This is a genomic window from Bradyrhizobium tropiciagri, from assembly GCF_018130505.1.
Taxonomy (GTDB): domain Bacteria; phylum Pseudomonadota; class Alphaproteobacteria; order Rhizobiales; family Xanthobacteraceae; genus Bradyrhizobium; species Bradyrhizobium tropiciagri_B.
Genome location: NZ_JAFCKH010000017.1, coordinates 53091 through 70145, shown reverse-complemented (window position 1 = coordinate 70145; position 17055 = coordinate 53091). Strand labels below are relative to the sequence as shown.

Genomic DNA, 17055 nt, shown 5'->3' with positions numbered 1-17055 from the left:
CGACCATCATAGCCGCCCCCAATGGGACCGCCGCAACGGCCAGCAGGATCGCAATGAGGTAATCGCGCCGCATTTGCCCGTTCTACGGGCCTTGTGGCGTTTGCGCCATAATACCGGGCCCCCGCACCTTTGCATCGCTGCTGCGCCATTTCGGCAACGCGGCCGCCGCGCTGGAACGGCTGCCCGATCTCGCGCGCCGCGGCGGCGCCTCGGCGCGCATCTGCAGCGAGGCCGAAGCCGCCGCGGAGCTGATGGCCTGCCGGAAGTACGGCGTCGACCTCGTTGCATCAGGCGAAGCGGCCTATCCGCCGCGGCTTGCCACCATCGACGATGCGCCGCCGCTGCTCGGCGTGCGCGGCGCGCTCGACACGCTGGCGCGTCCGATGATCGCGATCGTCGGTTCGCGCAACGCCTCCGGCGCCGGATTGAAATTCGCCGGCCAGCTCGCGCGCGATCTCGGCGAGGCCGGCTTTGTCGTGATCTCGGGCCTCGCCCGCGGCATCGATCAGGCGGCGCATCGCGCCACCGTCACAAGCGGCACGGTCGCCGTGCTGGCCGGTGGCCACGACAAGATCTATCCGCCGGAGCATGAGGATATGTTGGCCGCTCTGCTCGCGCGCGGCGCGGCGATCTCCGAAATGCCGCTCGGCCACGTGCCGCGGGCGCGCGACTTCCCGCGGCGCAACCGGCTGATCTCGGGCGCCTCGCTCGGCGTCGTCATCGTGGAAGCCGCGCACCGCTCGGGCTCGCTGATCACCGCACGGATGGCGGCCGAACAGGGCCGCGAGGTGTTTGCCGTGCCGGGCTCGCCGATCGATCCGCGCGCTGCCGGCACCAACGATCTGATCAAGCAGGGCGCGACGCTGGTCACCGAAGCCGCCGACATCGTCAATGCCGTGACGCCGATCATGGAGCGGCCGGTCATGTTCGACGCCCGCGAGGACGACGAGCCGCTCGACTTCGCCACCGACGCCTCCGACCGAGCCCGCATCATCGGCCTGCTCGGCCCGAGCCCGATCAGCCTCGACGATCTGATCCGGATGTCCGACGCATCCCCCGCCGTGGTCCGCGCCGTGCTGCTGGAACTCGAGCTCGCCGGCAAGCTCGAACGCCACGGCGGCGGGCTGGTGTCGATGATCTGACCTGACACTGCCGCTTTGCAACTGCCAATCCCGTCATCCTGAGGAGCGCGTAGCGCGTCTCGAAGGATGCACGGCCCGGCTGGTGGCCGTCGCCCTTCGAGACGGCCGCGTTGCGGCCTCCTCAGGGTGACGGATAACAAGAGAAGCGATCAGCGCGCTCACTCCTCCTTCCGCGCATCGAATCGCCCCCGCGCGCCCTCGATCTCGGGCAGATGCGCGAACGCCCATTGGCCGAGCGCCTTCACCGGCTCGGCCAGACCGCGGCCGAGATCGGTCAGCTCGTAATCGACCCGCGGCGGAATGGTCGGATAGACCGTGCGCGTGACGAGGCCGTCGCGCTCGAGACCGCGCAGCGTCAGCGTCAGCATGCGCTGCGAGATGCCGTTGATCATACGCTTCAGTTCGTTGAAGCGGCGCGGCCCGTCGATCAGCAGCATGATCACCAGCACGCTCCATTTGTCGCCGACCCGCGACAGCACCGAGGCGACGCCGCGGCAGTCCTCGTGCTGCGGGCCGGGAGGGGCTGCTGAGGCAGTCACATGGATGTTCTCGGGTCTCATCGGTGTGCTCGGGTTTCAAAAATGTGCGTTCTTGCGGAGATTTAGGGCGGTCACTCATATAGCGCCAGTTACAAACCTATACCAAAGGTGACCCCTGCCATGAAACTTCTGCACATCGACTCCTCCGTTCTCGGCCCCCACTCCGTCAGCCGCCAGGTCTCCGCCGCCGCCGTCGAGCGGCTGCAAAAGGCCAATCCCGGCCTCGCCGTGACCTATCGCGACCTCACCCAGCGGCCGCTCGGCCACCTCACCGGCCTGCATCTCGCCGCCGGCCAGGGCGCAGCGCCGGACCCGTCGGTCCGTGACGACGTCGCGGCCGGCCAGGCGGTGCTGGAGGAGTTTCTCGCCGCCGACATCGTCGTGATCGGCGCGCCGATGTACAATTTCACCATCCCGAGCCAGCTCAAGGTCTGGATCGATCGCATCCTGGTTGCGGGCAAGACCTTCAAATACGGCCCCGCCGGCGTCGAGGGACTGGCCGGAAACAAGCGCGTCATCATCGCGATCTCGCGTGGCGGCTATTACGGCGCCGACACGCCGATGGCCGCGCTCGAACATCTCGAAACGTATCTACGCGGGGTGTTCGGGTTCATCGGCGTCAGGAATCTCGAATTCATTCCTGCCGACGGCATCCAGGTCGGCCCGGAGCATCGCGAGAAGGCGGTCGCCGGCGCGCTGCAGGCCGCGGGCAGCCTGAACGCCGCCTGATGCAACAAGGGCCTGCCGCCGCTCTGACGACGGCAGGCCTTCAGGTGGGATGAAGTCAGAACCAGACGCCCTGAATGCCGAGGATGACGGCGACGAGCGAAATCAACAATCCGATGCCGGAGAACAATGCGACGGTGATGAACTGCGAGGTATCTGAATTTTCGGACGCGGACGAAACCGGGATCGACGTTGTAATGCGAGCTGCTTTCGGCATGACGGCGCTCCAAATGATTCCGTTGTGAAATTCCCCGCCTTTGCGGGAGTCCCGCCGAGTACGTCAAAGGTTCAATGCTTTCTTAGCACGCGATGATAGGCGCGAACGAAAACAGCCGTTGTGAAGCGTTTCACAACGGCCGTTCGTTACAATCAGAAACAAATTATCCGCGAAAGATCGGCGCGCCTGCGGGTGAAGCCGTCGCGCCGCCATCGATGAACAGCTCCTGCCCCTGCACGTGCGCGGCATCATCAGAGGCGAGGAACAGCACGGTCTTCGAAATGTGATCGGGCTCGCCGATGCGGCCGAGCGGCGTGGTCGCGCCGATCCGCGCCTCGAACGCCTTCTCGGCTTCGGGTGTTGCGATCGCTGCGCCCCAGATCGGCGTGCGCACCGCGCCGGGCGAGACGACGTTGACGCGGATGTTGCGCGGCGACAGTTCGGAAGCCATCACGCGCGCCATCGCGCGCACGCCGGCCTTGCTCGCGGCATAGGCCGAGTAGCCGGGATTGCCGAGCACCGAGATCACCGAACCGTTGAGGATCACCGAGGCGCCGTCGTTGATATACGGCACGGCGGCCTGCACCGTGAAGAACACGCCGGTGAGATTGGTGCGAATCACGTTCTCGAACGCCGCAAGCGTGGTGCCGCCGACCGGCGTCTGGCCGGGAATGCCGGCATTGGCGAACACGACGTCGTACTTGCCGAATTTTTCCGCGCCCTGCTTCGCCGCGGCTTCGAGCGCCGCAACATCGTTGGCGTCGGCCTCGACCGCAAAGCCGTTCGCGCCCAATTCCCTCGCCGCCGCAACCAGCCGCTCCTTGTTGCGTCCGGTGATCACGACCTTGGCGCCTTCGGCGACGAACAGCTTTGCCGTTGCGAGGCCAATGCCGCTGTTGCCGCCGGTGATCAATGCCGTCTTGTTAGCCAGTCTCATGTCCGCCTCCACGCAGTTGCATTATTAAACCTGATTGCCTAGCTAGGGCATCTGGTTTAATATTGCAACTACACAAGACCGTGATTGGAGACCTCCGTGAAACGAACCAGCCTCGCCGGCGACAGCTGCCCGGTGGCACGCGCGCTCGACGTGTTCGGCGACTGGTGGTCGCTGCTGATCATCCGCGACGCCAGCCTCGGCCGGCGCCGCTTCGGCGAATTCCAGGCCGGCCTCGGGCTTGCCAAGAACATCCTCGCCAGCCGCCTGCGCACGCTGGTCGAGCACGGCATCCTGAAGACCGTCCCCGCCTCCGACGGCAGCGCCTATCAGGAATATGTGCTGACGCCGAAGGGCCACGGCATCTTCCCGATCCTGGTCGCGCTGCGGCAATGGAGCGAGGAGTTCGATGACCATCCCGAGGAGATCGCGACCATCCTGGTCGATCGCGAGAAGGGCAAGCCGGTGCGGAAGCTCGCGCTATTTTCACAGGATGGGAGGCTGCTGAACGAGGCCGACATCACGCTGAAGCAGCGACCCGAGGCAAAGCGCGCACGCGCGTCGGCGTAGCTCTACCCTCCGTTCAGGTCGCGAGGGTGCGAAGCTGCGTTCCCACCCACAACTGTCATCGCCCGGCTTGACCGGGCGATCCAGTACGCCGCGGCCCATCGGGTCAATAACGACTGCCTCTGGGATACTGGATCACCCGGTCAAGCCGGGTGATGACACCGCGTTGTTGGTCGGCGATTTCGGCACACACTCACCGTCGTCGCTGCTTTCGCAGGGACCGGCGCGCATGCAACCACCAACCGCCCTCACGACAGCTTCCTTCGCCGGTGCGCGCGCAGTTGCTCGTCGGCTTCGAGCCGCGCCATCGCGAGCAAGCGCTCGAGGATCTCGAATTTGTGGCGGCGGGCGAGATTGGCGAGTTCGGTCGCGGCGGCCGCGATCAGGACCAGGGCGTCGTCCGGGCCGCCTTCCGCCGCGCTCTGCTCGCCTGCCGGTTGCCGCCGGCCGGACGCCTTGCGCTTCCGGCCGCCCCCTGTCCTGCTCAAAACGCCCGCTTCCGATTCCCACCTAATATAAAGAGAGATACGCCCTTTCCGGCCGCAACTCTAGGGCGCATTTTTCAACTGTGGGGATAGGAAGTCCACAGCCGGAACCGGCCCTTCAATATCTGGCGATTTGACAGGGGCCGCCTCAGCACCCATGTTCGCCCCGACAAAGCGGGCCGCGAGTCTTGCGGAACCTGCCTTCAAGTTTTCCCGTAAGCTATTGGAATGACATGAATATCGTCATTGTGGAGTCGCCGGCCAAGGCCAAGACGATCAATAAATATCTGGGGTCCTCCTACGAGGTCCTGGCGTCGTTCGGCCATGTCCGCGACCTCCCGGCCAAGAACGGTTCGGTCGATCCGGACGCCAATTTCCAGATGATCTGGGAGGTCGACGCCAAGGCAGCCGGCCGGCTGAACGACATCGCCAGGGCGCTCAAGGGTGCCGACCGCCTGATTCTCGCGACCGACCCTGATCGCGAGGGCGAGGCAATCTCCTGGCACGTGCTGGAGGTGATGAAGGAGAAGCGCGCGCTGAAGGACCAGAAGGTCGAGCGCGTTGTGTTCAACGCCATCACCAAGCAGGCTGTCTCCGAGGCGATGAAGGCGCCGCGCCAGATCGATGGCGCACTGGTCGACGCCTATATGGCGCGCCGCGCGCTGGACTATCTGGTCGGCTTCACGCTCTCCCCGGTGCTGTGGCGCAAGCTGCCCGGCGCCCGCTCGGCCGGGCGCGTGCAGTCGGTCGCGCTGCGGCTGGTCTGCGACCGCGAGCTCGAGATCGAGAAGTTCGTGCCGAAGGAGTACTGGTCGCTGGTCGCGACGCTGACGACGACCCGCGGCGAGGCCTTCGAGGCGCGCCTGGTCGGCGCCGACGGCAAGAAGATCGCCCGGCTCGACATCGGCTCCGGCGCCGAAGCGGAGGATTTCAAGAAGGCGATCGAGGCCGCGAGCTTCCGCGTCGCCAGCGTCGAAGCCAAGCCCGCGCGGCGCAACCCGCAGGCGCCCTTCACCACCTCGACCCTGCAGCAGGAAGCCAGCCGCAAGCTCGGCTTCGCGCCGGCGCACACCATGCGCATCGCGCAGCGGCTCTATGAAGGCATCGATATCGGCGGCGAGACCACCGGTCTCATTACCTATATGCGAACCGACGGCGTGCAGATCGCGCCCGAGGCGATCACGCAGGCGCGCAAGGTGATCGGCGAGGACTACGGCAATGCCTACGTCCCCGAAAGCGCGCGGCAATACCAGGCCAAGGCCAAGAACGCGCAGGAAGCCCACGAGGCGATCCGCCCGACCGACCTTTCACGTCGCCCGGCCAGCATCGGCCGCAGGCTCGATGCCGACCAGGCCCGGCTCTATGAGCTGATCTGGAAGCGCACCATCGCCAGCCAGATGGAATCCGCCGAGCTCGAGCGCACCACCGTCGACATCGAGGCCAAGGCCGGCTCCCGCGTACTTGAGCTACGGGCCACTGGCCAGGTCATCAAGTTCGACGGCTTCCTCGCGCTCTATCAGGAGAGCCGCGACGACGAGGAGGACGAGGATTCGCGCCGCCTGCCCGCGATGAGCGAAGGCGAAGCCGTGAAGCGCCAGAGTCTCGCCGTCACCCAGCATTTCACCGAACCGCCGCCGCGCTTCTCGGAAGCCTCGCTGGTGAAGCGGATGGAGGAGCTCGGCATCGGCCGGCCCTCGACCTACGCCTCGATCCTGCAGGTGCTGAAGGACCGCGGCTACGTCAAGCTGGAGAAGAAGCGGCTGCACGGCGAGGACAAGGGCCGCGTCGTGGTCGCGTTCCTCGAGAACTTCTTCGCGCGCTATGTCGAGTACGACTTCACCGCCGATCTCGAGGAACAGCTCGACCGCATCTCCAACAACGAGGTGGCCTGGCAGCAGGTGCTACAGGACTTCTGGCGCGGCTTCATCGGCGCGGTGAACGACATCAAGGATCTGCGGGTCGCCGAAGTGCTCGACGCGCTCGACGAGATGCTCGGCCCGCACATCTATCCGCCGCGCGCGGATGGCGGCGACGTCAGGCAGTGCCCGACCTGCGGCACCGGCAAGCTGAACCTGAAGGCCGGCAAGTTCGGCGCCTTCGTCGGCTGCTCGAACTATCCGGAGTGCCGTTACACCCGCCCGCTCGCCGCCGACAGCGCCGAGAGCGCCGACCGCATCCTCGGCACCGATCCCGACACCGGGTTCGAGGTCGCGGTGAAGGCCGGCCGCTTCGGCCCCTACATCCAGCTCGGCGAGCAGAAGGATTATGAGGAAGGCGCAAAGCCGAAGCGCGCCGGCATCCCGAAGGGCACTTCGCCCGGCGATGTCGATTTCGAAACGGCCTTGCGGCTGCTGTCGCTGCCGCGCGAGATCGGCAAGCATCCGGAGACCGGAGAGCCGATCACCGCCGGCCTTGGCCGCTTCGGGCCGTTCGTGAAGCACGAGAAGACCTATGCCAGCCTCGAGGCCGGCGACGAGGTGTTCACGATCGGGCTCAACCGCGCCGTCACGCTGATCGCGGAGAAGATCGCCAAGGGTCCGAGCGGCCGCCGGTTCGGCGCCGATCCGGGCAAGCCGCTCGGCGATCATCCGTCGCTCGGCGCGGTCGCGCTGAAGAACGGCCGCTACGGCGCCTATGTCACCGCTGGAGGCGTCAACGCGACGATCCCGAGCGACCGTACGCCCGACGAGGTCACGCTGGCGGAGGCGATCGCGTTGATCGACGAGCGCGCAGCCAAGGGCGGCGGCAAGGCGAAGGGCAAGAAGGCCAAGGCTGCGAAGCCCGCCAAGGCCAAGGCCGACGGTGATGCCGAGGCCAAGCCTGCCAAGAAGACCGCGGCGAAGAAGGCCGCAGCGAAACCCAAGACGGACGCGACCAGCAAGGCGCGCGCGCCGGTCGCATCCGCCTCCAAGACCACGGCCGCAAAGCCCAACGGGGGATCGAAGGCGGCCGCGAAGAAGAGCGCCGGCAAGGCAAGAGGATAAGTGAAACAAAAACCCGACCATGGCTTTCCGGCCCGGGACGCCATTGTCGCCTTCATTCGTGCCAATCCAGGCAAGGTCGGCACCCGGGAGATCGCCCGCGCGTTCGGCCTGAAGAACGACGACCGCGTCGAGCTGAAGCGGATGCTCCGTGAGCTCGCCGACGACGGCACGATCGCAAAGCGCGGTCGCAAGATGCACGAGCCGGCGGCGCTGCCGCCCACCCTGCTCGCCGACATCACCGGCCGCGACAGCGACGGCGAACTGATCGCCACCCCCGCCGAGTGGGATTCCGAAGAGAACGGCACCGCCCCGAAGATCCGCATCGAGACGCCGCGGCGGCCGAAGCCCGGCACCGCGGCCGGTGTCGGTGATCGCGCGCTGCTGCGGGTCGAGGTCACCAACGAGCACGACGGCACGCCCTATCGCGGCCGCGTCATCAAGATCATCGATCATGCGCGGAGCCGCATCCTCGGCATCTACCGCCGCAATCCCGACGGCAGCGGACGGCTGATCCCGGTCGACAAGAAGCAGGTCGGCCGCGAGCTCAACATCGCCAAGGCGGACACCGGCGGCGCCGAGGACGGCGATCTCATCAGCGTCGATCTGGTCCGCAGCCGCGGCTTCGGGCTCAACTCCGGCCGCGTCAAGGAACGGCTCGGCTCGATCGCCAGCGAGAAGGCAATCAGCCTGATCGCAATCAACGCCCATGACATTCCGCAGGTGTTCTCACCTGCCGCCGTCCGTGAATCCGAGGAAGCGAAGCCGGCGACCCTGCAGGGCCGCGAGGACTGGCGCGACGTGCCGCTCGTCACCATCGATCCGCCCGACGCCAAGGATCACGACGACGCCGTGCACGCCGACGTCGACCCCGATCCGAACAACAGGGGCGGCTATATCGTCCATGTCGCGATCGCCGACGTCGCCTTTTATGTGCGGCCCGGCTCGGCGCTCGACCGCGACGCGCTCCAGCGCGGCAATTCGGTCTACTTCCCCGATCGCGTGGTGCCGATGCTGCCGGAGCGGATCTCCAACAATCTCTGCTCGCTGGTGCCGGGCGAGCCGCGCGGCGCGCTCGCGGTGCGGATGGTGATCGGCGCCGACGGCCGCAAGCGCTCGCACACGTTCCATCGCGTGCTGATGCGCTCGGCGGCGAAGCTGAACTACGCGCAGGCGCAGGCAGCGATCGACGGCAAGCCGGATGACACCACCGGTCCCCTGCTCGATCCGATTCTCAAGCCGCTGTGGTCCGCCTACGAGCTGGTCAGGCTGGCGCGCAACGAGCGCGACCCGCTCGATCTCGATCTGCCCGAACGCAAGATCCTGCTCAAGGGTGACGGCACCGTCGATCGCGTGATCGTGCCGCAGCGGCTCGACGCGCACCGGCTGATCGAGGAGTTCATGATCCTCGCCAACGTCGCCGCGGCCGAGATGCTGGAGAAGAAGAACCTCCCGCTGATCTACCGCGTGCACGACGAGCCGACCCAGGAGAAGGTCCACAATCTCCAGGAATTCCTGAAGACGCTCGACCTGCCCTTCACCAAGCAGGGCGCGCTGCGGCCCGCGCAGTTCAACCGCGTGCTGGCGCAGGTCGCCGGCGAAGACTACGAGCCGCTGGTCAACGAGGTGGTGCTGCGCTCGCAGGCGCAGGCGGAATACTCCGCCGAGAATTACGGCCATTTCGGCTTGAACCTGCGCCGCTATGCGCACTTCACCTCGCCGATCCGCCGCTATGCCGATTTGATCGTGCACCGCGCGCTGATCCGCGCGCTCGGCCTCGGCGAAGGCGCGCTGCCGACCGATGAGACCGTGGAGACGCTGGCCGAGATCGCCGCGCAGATTTCCGTCACCGAGCGCCGCGCGATGAAGGCGGAGCGCGAGACCACCGACCGCCTGATCGCGCATTTCCTCGCCGATCGCGTCGGCGCCTCGTTCCAGGGCCGCATCTCCGGTGTGACCCGCAGCGGCCTGTTCGTGAAGCTCGACGACACCGGCGCCGACGGACTGATCCCGATCCGCACCATCGGCAGCGAATATTTCAACTACGATGAAACCCGCCACGCGCTGATCGGCTCGCGCAGCGGCACGATGTACCGGCTCGGCGACGTCGTCGACGTGCGCCTCGTCGAGGCGGCGCCAATCGCCGGCGCGCTGCGGTTTGAGCTGTTATCGGAAGGCCAGACTATTCCGCGTGGCAGAAAACGCGACGGTGCAGGACCCGGGCGTCATCCCAAGAGTCACGGCAACAAGAAGCACGGCAAGCCGAAACCGGAGCGCAAGGCGCGCAGCAAGAAGGACCGCAAGCCGGCGAAGCAGAAGTCCGGCAAATCGAAGCGAGGCAAGTCATGGAAGTGACCCCGCCGACGGTTGTCTGGACCCGCGAGACGGCCGAGCCCGAGAAGCGTGACGTATGGACCGCGATGAAACGCGGGTTCCGCAGCCGCTGCCCGCGCTGCGGCAAGGGCAAGTTGTTCCGCGCATTCCTCAAATGCGATGGCCACTGCCCGGTTTGCGATCTCGATTTCACGCCGCATCGCGCCGACGATCTGCCGGCCTATCTCGTCATCGTCATCGTCGGCCATATCGTGGTACCGACCGCGCTGTGGATCGAGACCGATTATGCGCCACCGGTGTGGCTGCAACTCTCGATCTACCTGCCGTTCACGCTGTTCGCGTCGCTGGCGCTGCTGCAGCCGGTGAAAGGAGCCGTGATCGGATTGCAATGGGCCCTGCGCATGCATGGCTTTGACGAGAATCCCCCTAGCGACATCCCGCCGGTCTAGCTAAACCGGACCCAACAAGAGCCGAAAGGGATGAGATGACCGAGACTGCCGCTGCCGTCCACCAGGGGGAAAAAGAAGCCGATCATCATCCTTACTTCCGGCCGAAGGATGCGGCGACGCTGATCCTGATCGATCGCTCCGGTGCCAAGCCGAAGGTGCTGGTCGGCAGGCGCCATGACAAGGTGGTGTTCATGCCGGGCAAATACGTCTTCCCCGGTGGCCGCGTCGACAAGGCCGACAACCGCGTGCCCGTTGCCGCATCGATCACACCCGAGCTCGAAGCCAATCTGCTCAAGGGCAGCCCGAAGATCACCGTGGGCCGTGCGCGCGCGCTCGCCAATGCTGCGATCCGCGAAGCCTGCGAGGAAACCGGCCTCTGCCTCGGCAGCAAGGTCGAGAAGACGGTCAAGCTCGACGGGCCCTGGGCGCCGTTCGCCGACGCGGGACTGCTGCCCGATCCGTCCGGCCTGTTTTTGATCGCACGCGCGATCACCCCGCCCGGTCGCGTCCGCCGTTTCGACACCCGCTTCTTCACAGCTGATGCATCGACCATCGCGCACCGGGTCGAGGGCGTGGTGCATGCCGATGCCGAACTGGTCGAACTGGTCTGGGTCGAGATCGGCTCCGAGCCGCTCGCGGACGCGCATGCCATGACCAAGAACGTGCTCGCCGAACTCGACCGCCGCCTCGCCACCGGCCCGCTCCGCCACGACGCGCCGGTGCCGTTCTTCCATTTCTACGGCGGCAGGATGCAGAAGGACGTGCTGGGGGCGTAGTATGAGGCCCGTCATTCCGGGCTCGCGAAGCGAGAACCCGGAATCTCGAGATTCCGGGTTCGATGCTACGCATCGCCCTCAGGTGCGCAATTGCGCACCGAGAATGACGATGTCGAGGCGGCGCCCAAAAACAAAATAATCTTCCCGATGGCGCGCCGTGGACCGCCTCCCTATCTGTTCCGCTAACGACCTCAACGACGGAACGGGGCAAATGGCGAAGCGTCAACTCAAGCTCGGCGCGTTCATGCGGCCGATCAGCATCCACACCGGCGCCTGGCGCTATCCCGGGGCTTGGCCCGACGCCAATTTCAACTTCGACCATATCAAGACGCTGATCAGGAAGCTCGAGGCCGGCAAGTTCGACGCCTTCTTCATGGCCGACCACCTGGCCGTGCTCAACATGCCGATCAACGCGCTGAAGCGCAGCCACACCGTGACCTCGTTCGAGCCGTTCACGCTGCTGTCGGCTCTCTCTGCCGTCACCGAGCGCATCGGCCTGATTGCGACCGGCTCGACCACGTTCGATGAGCCCTACCACGTCGCCCGCCGCTTCGCCTCGCTCGACCACATCTCCGGCGGCCGCGCCGGCTGGAACATCGTCACCACGTCCAATCCGGATGCGGCGCTGAATTTCGGCCTCGACGATCACATGGAGCACGCCGAGCGCTACAAGCGCGCCCGCGAGTTCTACGATGTCGTCACCGGCCTGTGGGATTCCTTCGCCGACGAGGCCTTCGTGCGCGACGTCGAGTCCGGGCTGTTCGTCGATCCCGAGAAGATGCACACGCTCGATCACAAGGGCAAATATCTCTCGGTGCGCGGCCCGCTCAACATCGCTCGCCCGGTGCAGGGCTGGCCGGTGATCGTGCAGGCCGGCGCCTCCGACGACGGCAGGCAGCTTGCGGCCGAGACCGCGGAAGCCGTGTTCACCGGCGGCGGCAGCCTCGCCGATGGACAGAAGCTCTACGCCGACATCAAGGGCCGCATGGAGAAGGTCGGCCGCGATCCCGAACATCTCAAGATACTCCCCGGCGCGTTCGTCGTGGTCGGCGACAGCGTCGAAGAGGCAAAAGAGAAGCGCGCGCTGCTCGACAGCCGCGTGCATTACGACAGCGCGATCGCCTCGCTGTCGGTGATCCTCGGCACCGATGCCTCCGGCTTCGATCCGGACGGGCAGCTGCCGCCGATCCCGGAAACCAACGCCAGCAAGAGCGGCCGGCAGCGCCTCGTCGACGTCGCCGCGCGCGACAAGCTCACGGTGCGCCAGCTCGCGCAGCGCGTCGGCGGCTATGGCGGGCTTGCCTTCGTCGGCACGCCGCAGACCATCGCCGACCAGATGGAGGAATGGCTGACCGGTCGCGGCAGTGACGGCTTCAACATCATGTTCCCCTATCTGCCGCAGGGCCTGTTCGACTTCGTCGACAAGGTGGTCCCCGAACTGCAGAAGCGCGGGATCTTCCGCCAAGAGTACGAGGGCAAGACCCTGCGCGAGAATTTCGGCCTGCCGCGGCCGAAGAACCGCTTCTTCGAGAAATGATGCGCGGATCTAGAGTCTAGTCGGCGTCGGGCTCGGTGCCCACATAGTCCTTGGGCCGCAGCTTCAACTCGGCGCCGAGCGTAGCGGCGAAAGCGTTCGCCTCCTCGCGCTTGGCGAAGGACGAAACCTGGATCGGCTTGGTGCCGCGGCCGCCGCAGAGGTTGACGTCGTACATCGTGAAGCCGGTATCGGCATCACTGTCATCGGTGATGCTGATGAACTTGAACTCGCTGAGTTCACGCCGGCTGTGAAACTCGAGCGGACCGAATTTCTTGGTCACGACCAGCCGCCGCGAGAGCGGGTCGACGTCGATGAAGTAGCGCAGCGTCGCGAGGATCAGGCCGGGCACGCCGACCACGAGCGCAAAGCAAGTGAACGCCAGCAGCGGCACCCAGTCCTCGCTCCAGTAGCGCGACCCCACCAGGTCGCCGGCGAGCATCAGGCCGACGTAGTAGGCGAAGTAGGCGCCGCCCGCGAGGAACGGCAGCGACGCCAGGCGGAACCACCACTCCTTCAGCCATTCGACTCGCAGTCCCTGATGATCATGGGTGATTGCAACTGCCATTCTGCGCTCCGCCTACCAATCGACATGGGAACAGGCTGTTGTCGGCGGTCGAGCTCGCCAGGTTCGATGGAATCGGGCGTTTTGCGGCGAAATCTCCCGAAATCGGGACCGTTTCGGCCCAGAAATCCTTGACTTCTCGCGGTTTGTGGCTAGTTTCCCGGCCAAACGCGGGCCGATTTGGCCGGCTCCCGATATCTCCCAATTTTCGAGGTTTTGCACATGGCCAAGGCGGTCACCATCAAGGTCAAGCTCGTGTCGACGGCCGACACCGGCTTCTATTACGTCGCCAAGAAGAACTCGCGCACCATGACCGACAAGCTGGTCAAGAAGAAGTACGACCCGGTCGCGCGCAAGCACGTCGAGTTCAAGGAAGCCAAGATCAAGTAAGATCGCTTCAGGCTGAAGTTCAAACGGGACCCTTCGGGTCCCGTTTTGCGTTTCCGGTGTACGATCTGGAAACCGCGAAGCGGCGTCAGGCCGTTTTCAGCAGCGGCGGTTGCGACGGCCGGATCAGCGCGAATGCCACCTGGATGATGCCGCCGGCAAGCCCGAGCGCGACGCCGATGCGCCAGGCCATGGTGTAGGAGCCGAGGCTGTCGTAGATCACCCCTCCTCCATAGGCGCCGAGGAAGCTGCCGACCTGGTGGCTCATGAAGGCAAGCCCCTGGATCATCGCCTGCCAACGCAGCCCGAACATCTCGGCCACCGCGCCTGCGACCAGCGGGCCGACGCCCATCCAGAGGAAACCCATGATGGCGCCGAACAAGAGCGTCGAGGCCGGCGTCGCCGGCAGCATGAAGTACCAGGCCAGCGCCAGCGAGCGCAGGATGTAGATCGCGCCAAGTAGCGCGAGCTTGTTCCAGCGCTGGCCGGCCCAGCCGAAGAACAGCGAGCCCAGCACGTTGAAGCCGCCGATCATGCCGAGCGTCTGAGCGCTCAGCATCGGATCGAGGCCGCAGATCGCCAGATAGGACGGCAGGTGCGTGGTGAGGAAGACGAGCTGCATGCCGCAGACCATGTAGGCGCAGGTCATCACCACGAAGGACGCGTTGCTGAAGGCGGTCTTCGCCGCGGTCGCGGCGGTGGCATTGCCGATATCGTCGGCCGCGAGCTTCGGCAGCGGGATCTTGTCGACGCGGCCGGCGTAGAGCGCAGCCGGGATCATGAACACGGACAGGATCACGAAGCCGGCGAGCCCGACGCGCCAGCCGAAACCTTCATTGAGCATCTGGCCGAGCGGCGCCGACAGCAGCGCGCCGAGCGAGCCCGCGGCGGACACGATGCCGAGCACCGTCGAGCGCACCGTCTCCGGCACCGCGCGCGCTGACACCGACATCGCGATCGCGTTCGCGGTGCAGGCAAGCGAGATGCCGATCAGGACGCCGGCGCCGATCATGATGCTGACAAGGCCATGCGCAGTCGTCATCAGCACCAGGCCCGCGATGTAGGCGAGCGAACCAACCACCATGATCGGGCGGAAGCCGTAGCGCACCGTCATCGCGCCGGCGACAGGCTGCAGGAAGCCCCAGGCGAGGTTCTGCACAGCCAGTGCCAAGGTGAAATCCGAAACCGAGATCTTGATGTCGTGCGTCAACGGCTGCAGGAAGATGCCGAGGCTCTGTCGCAGACCCATGCTCAGCGTGAGCATGATGGAGGCGCCGATCAGGATGGGAAGCGTGGGACGCAGGATCTGCAGCAGGGGCATTGTTCTTGTTCTCCCGTTGGGCTGCGGCGCAGAAGCCCCAGCCTGCGATTCCCATATGTTTTAGTTACACAGACCTGTGTACTTAGTCTATACAGGGGTGCTCCTGTCAAGCGAAGACGATCACGGCCCGCGCATGGCTTCCCCGCCTCCCAAACAGACCATGAAAGAGCGGATCCTCGAGACCGCCGACAAGCTGTTCTATCTGCAGGGCATTCGCGCCATCGGCGTCGACACCATCGCGGCCGAGATCGGCATCAGCAAGCGCACGCTGTACAACCACTTCCCATCGAAGGACGCGCTGATCGCGGCCTATCTGCAGGGCCGCTTCGTGCAGCCGCGCCCCTCCGACAAGCCGCCGGCCGAGCAGATCCTCGCCACCTTCGATTCGCTGGAGCGGCGCTTCGCGGCCAAGGATTTTCGCGGCTGCCCGTTCGTCAATGCGGTAGCGGAGCTCGGACCGGACGACGGCGACCGTACCGTCAAGACCATCGCGATCGCCTTCAAGGAAAGCCGCCGCACCTGGTTTCGCGATCTGCTGCAACAGCTTGGCGTCGCCGATCCCGAGCGGCTCGCGACCCAGCTGGTGCTGCTGGTCGATGGCTCGATCGCGCAGGACCTCGTGCGCGACGATCCGGCGATGGCGCGTGCGGCCAGGGAAGCCGCGCGGGTGTTGCTGATCAATGCCGGGGTGAAGTTCGACAAGCCCAATAGTCCGGAGGAGCCGGCAAGGAAGAAGCGCGCCGGCTGAATACGGTTGCGTCCCGCGATCCGGTTTGGTTGTTAGCGTGAGCAGAGCGTGACCTTGTCCTGAACCGGATATTCCGCCACGCGAGATTGCCGACGACCGCGCGAACGGTCCGCGGCACAACACGGGAGCGACCATGGAAGATCTGAAGGTGACCGCCACCGGCTATGATTTCGCGCCGGCGCGCGCGGCCATGCAGCGTTATATCGACGCCGATCTGTTGTCCGGCATCTCCTGGGCGGTCTTTCACGGGCGCGAACTCGCCGACGTCGGCTGCGTCGGATGGGCCGACAAGGAAGCGCAGACGGCACTGCGCACCGATCACATCTTCCGCATCTTCTCCAACACCAAGCTGATCGCCTCCTGCGCCGCCCTGCTGCTGTTCGAGGAAGGCCGTCTTCAGCTCGACGATCCGATCGAGAAATTCATCCCGCAACTCGGCAAGCGCAAGGTGCTGCGGCCGGGCGCGACGTCGATCGACGACACCGAGCCGGCACGATCGTCGATCACCATTCGTCACCTGCTCAGCCACAGCGCCGGCCTCAGCTACGGCCTGTTCGATCCGGGCACGCCGATCTTCAAGGCCTACAACGAGCGCAGGATCCTCAATCCGCTGACGACGCTCGCCGACATGGTCGACGGCCTCTCCGACCTGCCGCTGGTCTTCCATCCCGGCACATCGTGGGAATATTCCGTTGCCATCGACGTGGTGGCGCGGCTGGTGGAGGTCATCAGCGGCCAGCCGTTCGACAAGTTCATCAAGGCGCGCATTCTCGATCCGCTCGGCATGGTGGACACTGGATTCTTCGTGCCGGAGAAGGACCACAACCGCCTCGTCGCCTATTACGCCGGTGCGGACCTGATGGATCCGATGAAGCCGGGACTGACGCGGACCGACAACTCGCCCTACCCCGGCGCTTACCTGCGTCCGGTGCCGCGCTTCAACGGCGGCGGCGGGCTGGTCTCCACGCTGCACGACATGGTCGCGCTGATCCGCAGCCTGCTGCCGGGCGGGCCGACGCTGCTGAAGCCGGAAACGATCGCGCAGGCGATGACCAACCAGCTCACGCCCGGACAATGGATCCGCTTTGCGATGATGGGCGAGCAACCCGGCAAGGCCTATGGCCTCGCCGGTGGATTGATCCTCAATCCCACCGCGCCGATCGATCATCCCGACGCGGCCGGCGAGCTCTATTGGGGCGGCGTCGCCGGCACGCAGTGGTGGATCTCGCCGAAGACCGGCACCGCCGGCGTGATGATGGCGCAGCGCCAGATGGCGTTCGTCCATCCGTTCGCGTTCGAGTTCAAGCGAATGGCGTATGATGCAATGAGGCGCGGGCGATAAGCCGGCTT

16 protein-coding genes and 1 pseudogene are annotated in these 17055 nt (G+C 65.8%); 11 read left to right on the top strand and 6 right to left on the bottom strand.

Going from position 1 to position 17055, the window contains the following annotated elements; translation table 11 throughout:
* Nucleotides 1–116: 116 nt before the first annotated feature.
* Nucleotides 117–1142, top strand: a pseudogene (gene dprA / locus JQ633_RS33160) (DNA-processing protein DprA); the annotation flags it as partial.
* 158 nt (nt 1143–1300) lie between these two features.
* On the opposite strand, the gene JQ633_RS33155 reads toward dprA, so the two are convergent.
* Nucleotides 1301–1702: a winged helix-turn-helix transcriptional regulator gene (locus tag JQ633_RS33155; protein ID WP_211990032.1), complete on the bottom strand. Its 402-nt coding sequence runs from the start codon at nt 1700–1702 to the stop codon at nt 1301–1303.
* A gap of 99 nt (nt 1703–1801) precedes the next feature.
* Between JQ633_RS33155 and JQ633_RS33150 the strand changes: the two genes are divergently transcribed.
* Nucleotides 1802–2410 carry an FMN-dependent NADH-azoreductase gene (locus JQ633_RS33150; protein WP_211990031.1) on the top strand — a complete coding sequence of 203 codons (609 nt, stop codon included), beginning with the start codon at nt 1802–1804 and terminating at the stop codon, nt 2408–2410.
* 55 nt (nt 2411–2465) lie between these two features.
* Here JQ633_RS33150 and JQ633_RS33145 read toward each other — a convergent pair whose 3' ends face one another.
* A complete protein-coding gene (locus tag JQ633_RS33145) occupies nt 2466–2624 on the bottom strand; it encodes a hypothetical protein (RefSeq protein ID WP_211990030.1) in 159 nt (52 codons plus the stop codon).
* Between the two features lie 163 nt (nt 2625–2787).
* A complete protein-coding gene (locus tag JQ633_RS33140) occupies nt 2788–3561 on the bottom strand; it encodes an SDR family oxidoreductase (protein WP_211990029.1) in 774 nt (257 codons plus the stop codon).
* A 96-nt stretch (nt 3562–3657) separates the two neighbouring features.
* Between JQ633_RS33140 and JQ633_RS33135 the strand changes: the two genes are divergently transcribed.
* Nucleotides 3658–4128 (top strand): winged helix-turn-helix transcriptional regulator, encoded by a 471-nt coding sequence (locus tag JQ633_RS33135; protein ID WP_211990028.1) that lies wholly within the window; start codon nt 3658–3660, stop codon nt 4126–4128.
* A gap of 245 nt (nt 4129–4373) precedes the next feature.
* Here the strand turns inward: JQ633_RS33135 and JQ633_RS33130 are convergent, their stop codons facing one another.
* A complete protein-coding gene (locus tag JQ633_RS33130) occupies nt 4374–4613 on the bottom strand; it encodes a hypothetical protein (protein ID WP_211990081.1) in 240 nt (79 codons plus the stop codon).
* 230 nt (nt 4614–4843) lie between these two features.
* On the opposite strand from JQ633_RS33130, the gene topA reads away from it, so the two are divergent.
* The 5 genes from topA (at nt 4844) to JQ633_RS33105 (ending at nt 12687) form a co-directional block, all read left to right on the top strand.
* On the top strand, nt 4844–7594 hold the full coding sequence (topA, locus tag JQ633_RS33125; protein ID WP_211990027.1) for a type I DNA topoisomerase: 2751 nt from the start codon (nt 4844–4846) through the stop codon (nt 7592–7594).
* On the top strand, nt 7595–9946 hold the full coding sequence (rnr, locus tag JQ633_RS33120; RefSeq protein WP_211990026.1) for a ribonuclease R: 2352 nt from the start codon (nt 7595–7597) through the stop codon (nt 9944–9946). It begins immediately after the preceding gene.
* The gene (locus JQ633_RS33115) at nt 9937–10374 is read left to right on the top strand and encodes a DUF983 domain-containing protein (RefSeq protein WP_211990025.1); all 438 of its coding nucleotides are present in this window, start codon (nt 9937–9939) and stop codon (nt 10372–10374) included. Before rnr ends, JQ633_RS33115 begins: the two co-directional genes overlap by 10 nt.
* A 35-nt stretch (nt 10375–10409) precedes the next feature.
* Nucleotides 10410–11150: an NUDIX hydrolase gene (locus JQ633_RS33110; protein ID WP_211990024.1), complete on the top strand. Its 741-nt coding sequence runs from the start codon at nt 10410–10412 to the stop codon at nt 11148–11150.
* Between the two features lie 211 nt (nt 11151–11361).
* Nucleotides 11362–12687 carry an LLM class flavin-dependent oxidoreductase gene (locus tag JQ633_RS33105; RefSeq protein WP_211990023.1) on the top strand — a complete coding sequence of 442 codons (1326 nt, stop codon included), beginning with the start codon at nt 11362–11364 and terminating at the stop codon, nt 12685–12687.
* A gap of 16 nt (nt 12688–12703) precedes the next feature.
* On the opposite strand, the gene JQ633_RS33100 is transcribed toward JQ633_RS33105, so the two are convergent.
* Nucleotides 12704–13252 (bottom strand): hypothetical protein, encoded by a 549-nt coding sequence (locus JQ633_RS33100; RefSeq protein WP_211990022.1) that lies wholly within the window; start codon nt 13250–13252, stop codon nt 12704–12706.
* Between the two features lie 219 nt (nt 13253–13471).
* Here JQ633_RS33100 and rpmG point away from each other — a divergent pair, with 219 nt between their 5' ends.
* Complete coding sequence (rpmG, locus tag JQ633_RS33095) at nt 13472–13639, top strand: 50S ribosomal protein L33 (RefSeq protein WP_018271988.1); 168 nt, start codon at nt 13472–13474, stop codon at nt 13637–13639.
* A gap of 85 nt (nt 13640–13724) precedes the next feature.
* On the opposite strand, the gene JQ633_RS33090 is transcribed toward rpmG, so the two are convergent.
* Entirely contained in the window at nt 13725–14957 is a 1233-nt protein-coding gene (locus JQ633_RS33090) for an MFS transporter (RefSeq protein WP_211990021.1), read from the bottom strand.
* A 133-nt stretch (nt 14958–15090) separates the two neighbouring features.
* On the opposite strand from JQ633_RS33090, the gene JQ633_RS33085 reads away from it, so the two are divergent.
* Both JQ633_RS33085 and JQ633_RS33080 read left to right on the top strand, forming a co-directional pair.
* Nucleotides 15091–15705, top strand: a complete 615-nt coding sequence (locus JQ633_RS33085) for a TetR/AcrR family transcriptional regulator (protein WP_211990020.1) — start codon at nt 15091–15093, stop codon at nt 15703–15705.
* Nucleotides 15706–15838: 133 nt separating this feature from the next.
* Nucleotides 15839–17047: a serine hydrolase domain-containing protein gene (locus JQ633_RS33080; protein ID WP_249159834.1), complete on the top strand. Its 1209-nt coding sequence runs from the start codon at nt 15839–15841 to the stop codon at nt 17045–17047.
* The last annotated feature ends 8 nt before the right edge of the window (nt 17048–17055 follow it).

What these genes read in the sequence shown, in the direction of transcription:
- JQ633_RS33155 (WP_211990032.1), bottom strand. Translation starts at nt 1,702, where the DNA reads ATGAGACCCGAGAACATCCATGTGACTGCCTCAGCAGCCCCTCCCGGC.
- JQ633_RS33150 (WP_211990031.1), top strand. Translation starts at nt 1,802, where the DNA reads ATGAAACTTCTGCACATCGACTCCTCCGTTCTCGGCCCCCACTCCGTC.
- JQ633_RS33145 (WP_211990030.1), bottom strand. Translation starts at nt 2,624, where the DNA reads ATGCCGAAAGCAGCTCGCATTACAACGTCGATCCCGGTTTCGTCCGCG.
- JQ633_RS33140 (WP_211990029.1), bottom strand. Translation starts at nt 3,561, where the DNA reads ATGAGACTGGCTAACAAGACGGCATTGATCACCGGCGGCAACAGCGGC.
- topA (WP_211990027.1), top strand. Translation starts at nt 4,844, where the DNA reads ATGAATATCGTCATTGTGGAGTCGCCGGCCAAGGCCAAGACGATCAAT.
- JQ633_RS33115 (WP_211990025.1), top strand. Translation starts at nt 9,937, where the DNA reads ATGGAAGTGACCCCGCCGACGGTTGTCTGGACCCGCGAGACGGCCGAG.
- JQ633_RS33110 (WP_211990024.1), top strand. Translation starts at nt 10,410, where the DNA reads ATGACCGAGACTGCCGCTGCCGTCCACCAGGGGGAAAAAGAAGCCGAT.
- JQ633_RS33105 (WP_211990023.1), top strand. Translation starts at nt 11,362, where the DNA reads ATGGCGAAGCGTCAACTCAAGCTCGGCGCGTTCATGCGGCCGATCAGC.
- JQ633_RS33100 (WP_211990022.1), bottom strand. Translation starts at nt 13,252, where the DNA reads ATGGCAGTTGCAATCACCCATGATCATCAGGGACTGCGAGTCGAATGG.
- rpmG (WP_018271988.1), top strand. Translation starts at nt 13,472, where the DNA reads ATGGCCAAGGCGGTCACCATCAAGGTCAAGCTCGTGTCGACGGCCGAC.
- JQ633_RS33090 (WP_211990021.1), bottom strand. Translation starts at nt 14,957, where the DNA reads ATGCCCCTGCTGCAGATCCTGCGTCCCACGCTTCCCATCCTGATCGGC.
- JQ633_RS33085 (WP_211990020.1), top strand. Translation starts at nt 15,091, where the DNA reads ATGGCTTCCCCGCCTCCCAAACAGACCATGAAAGAGCGGATCCTCGAG.
- JQ633_RS33080 (WP_249159834.1), top strand. Translation starts at nt 15,839, where the DNA reads ATGGAAGATCTGAAGGTGACCGCCACCGGCTATGATTTCGCGCCGGCG.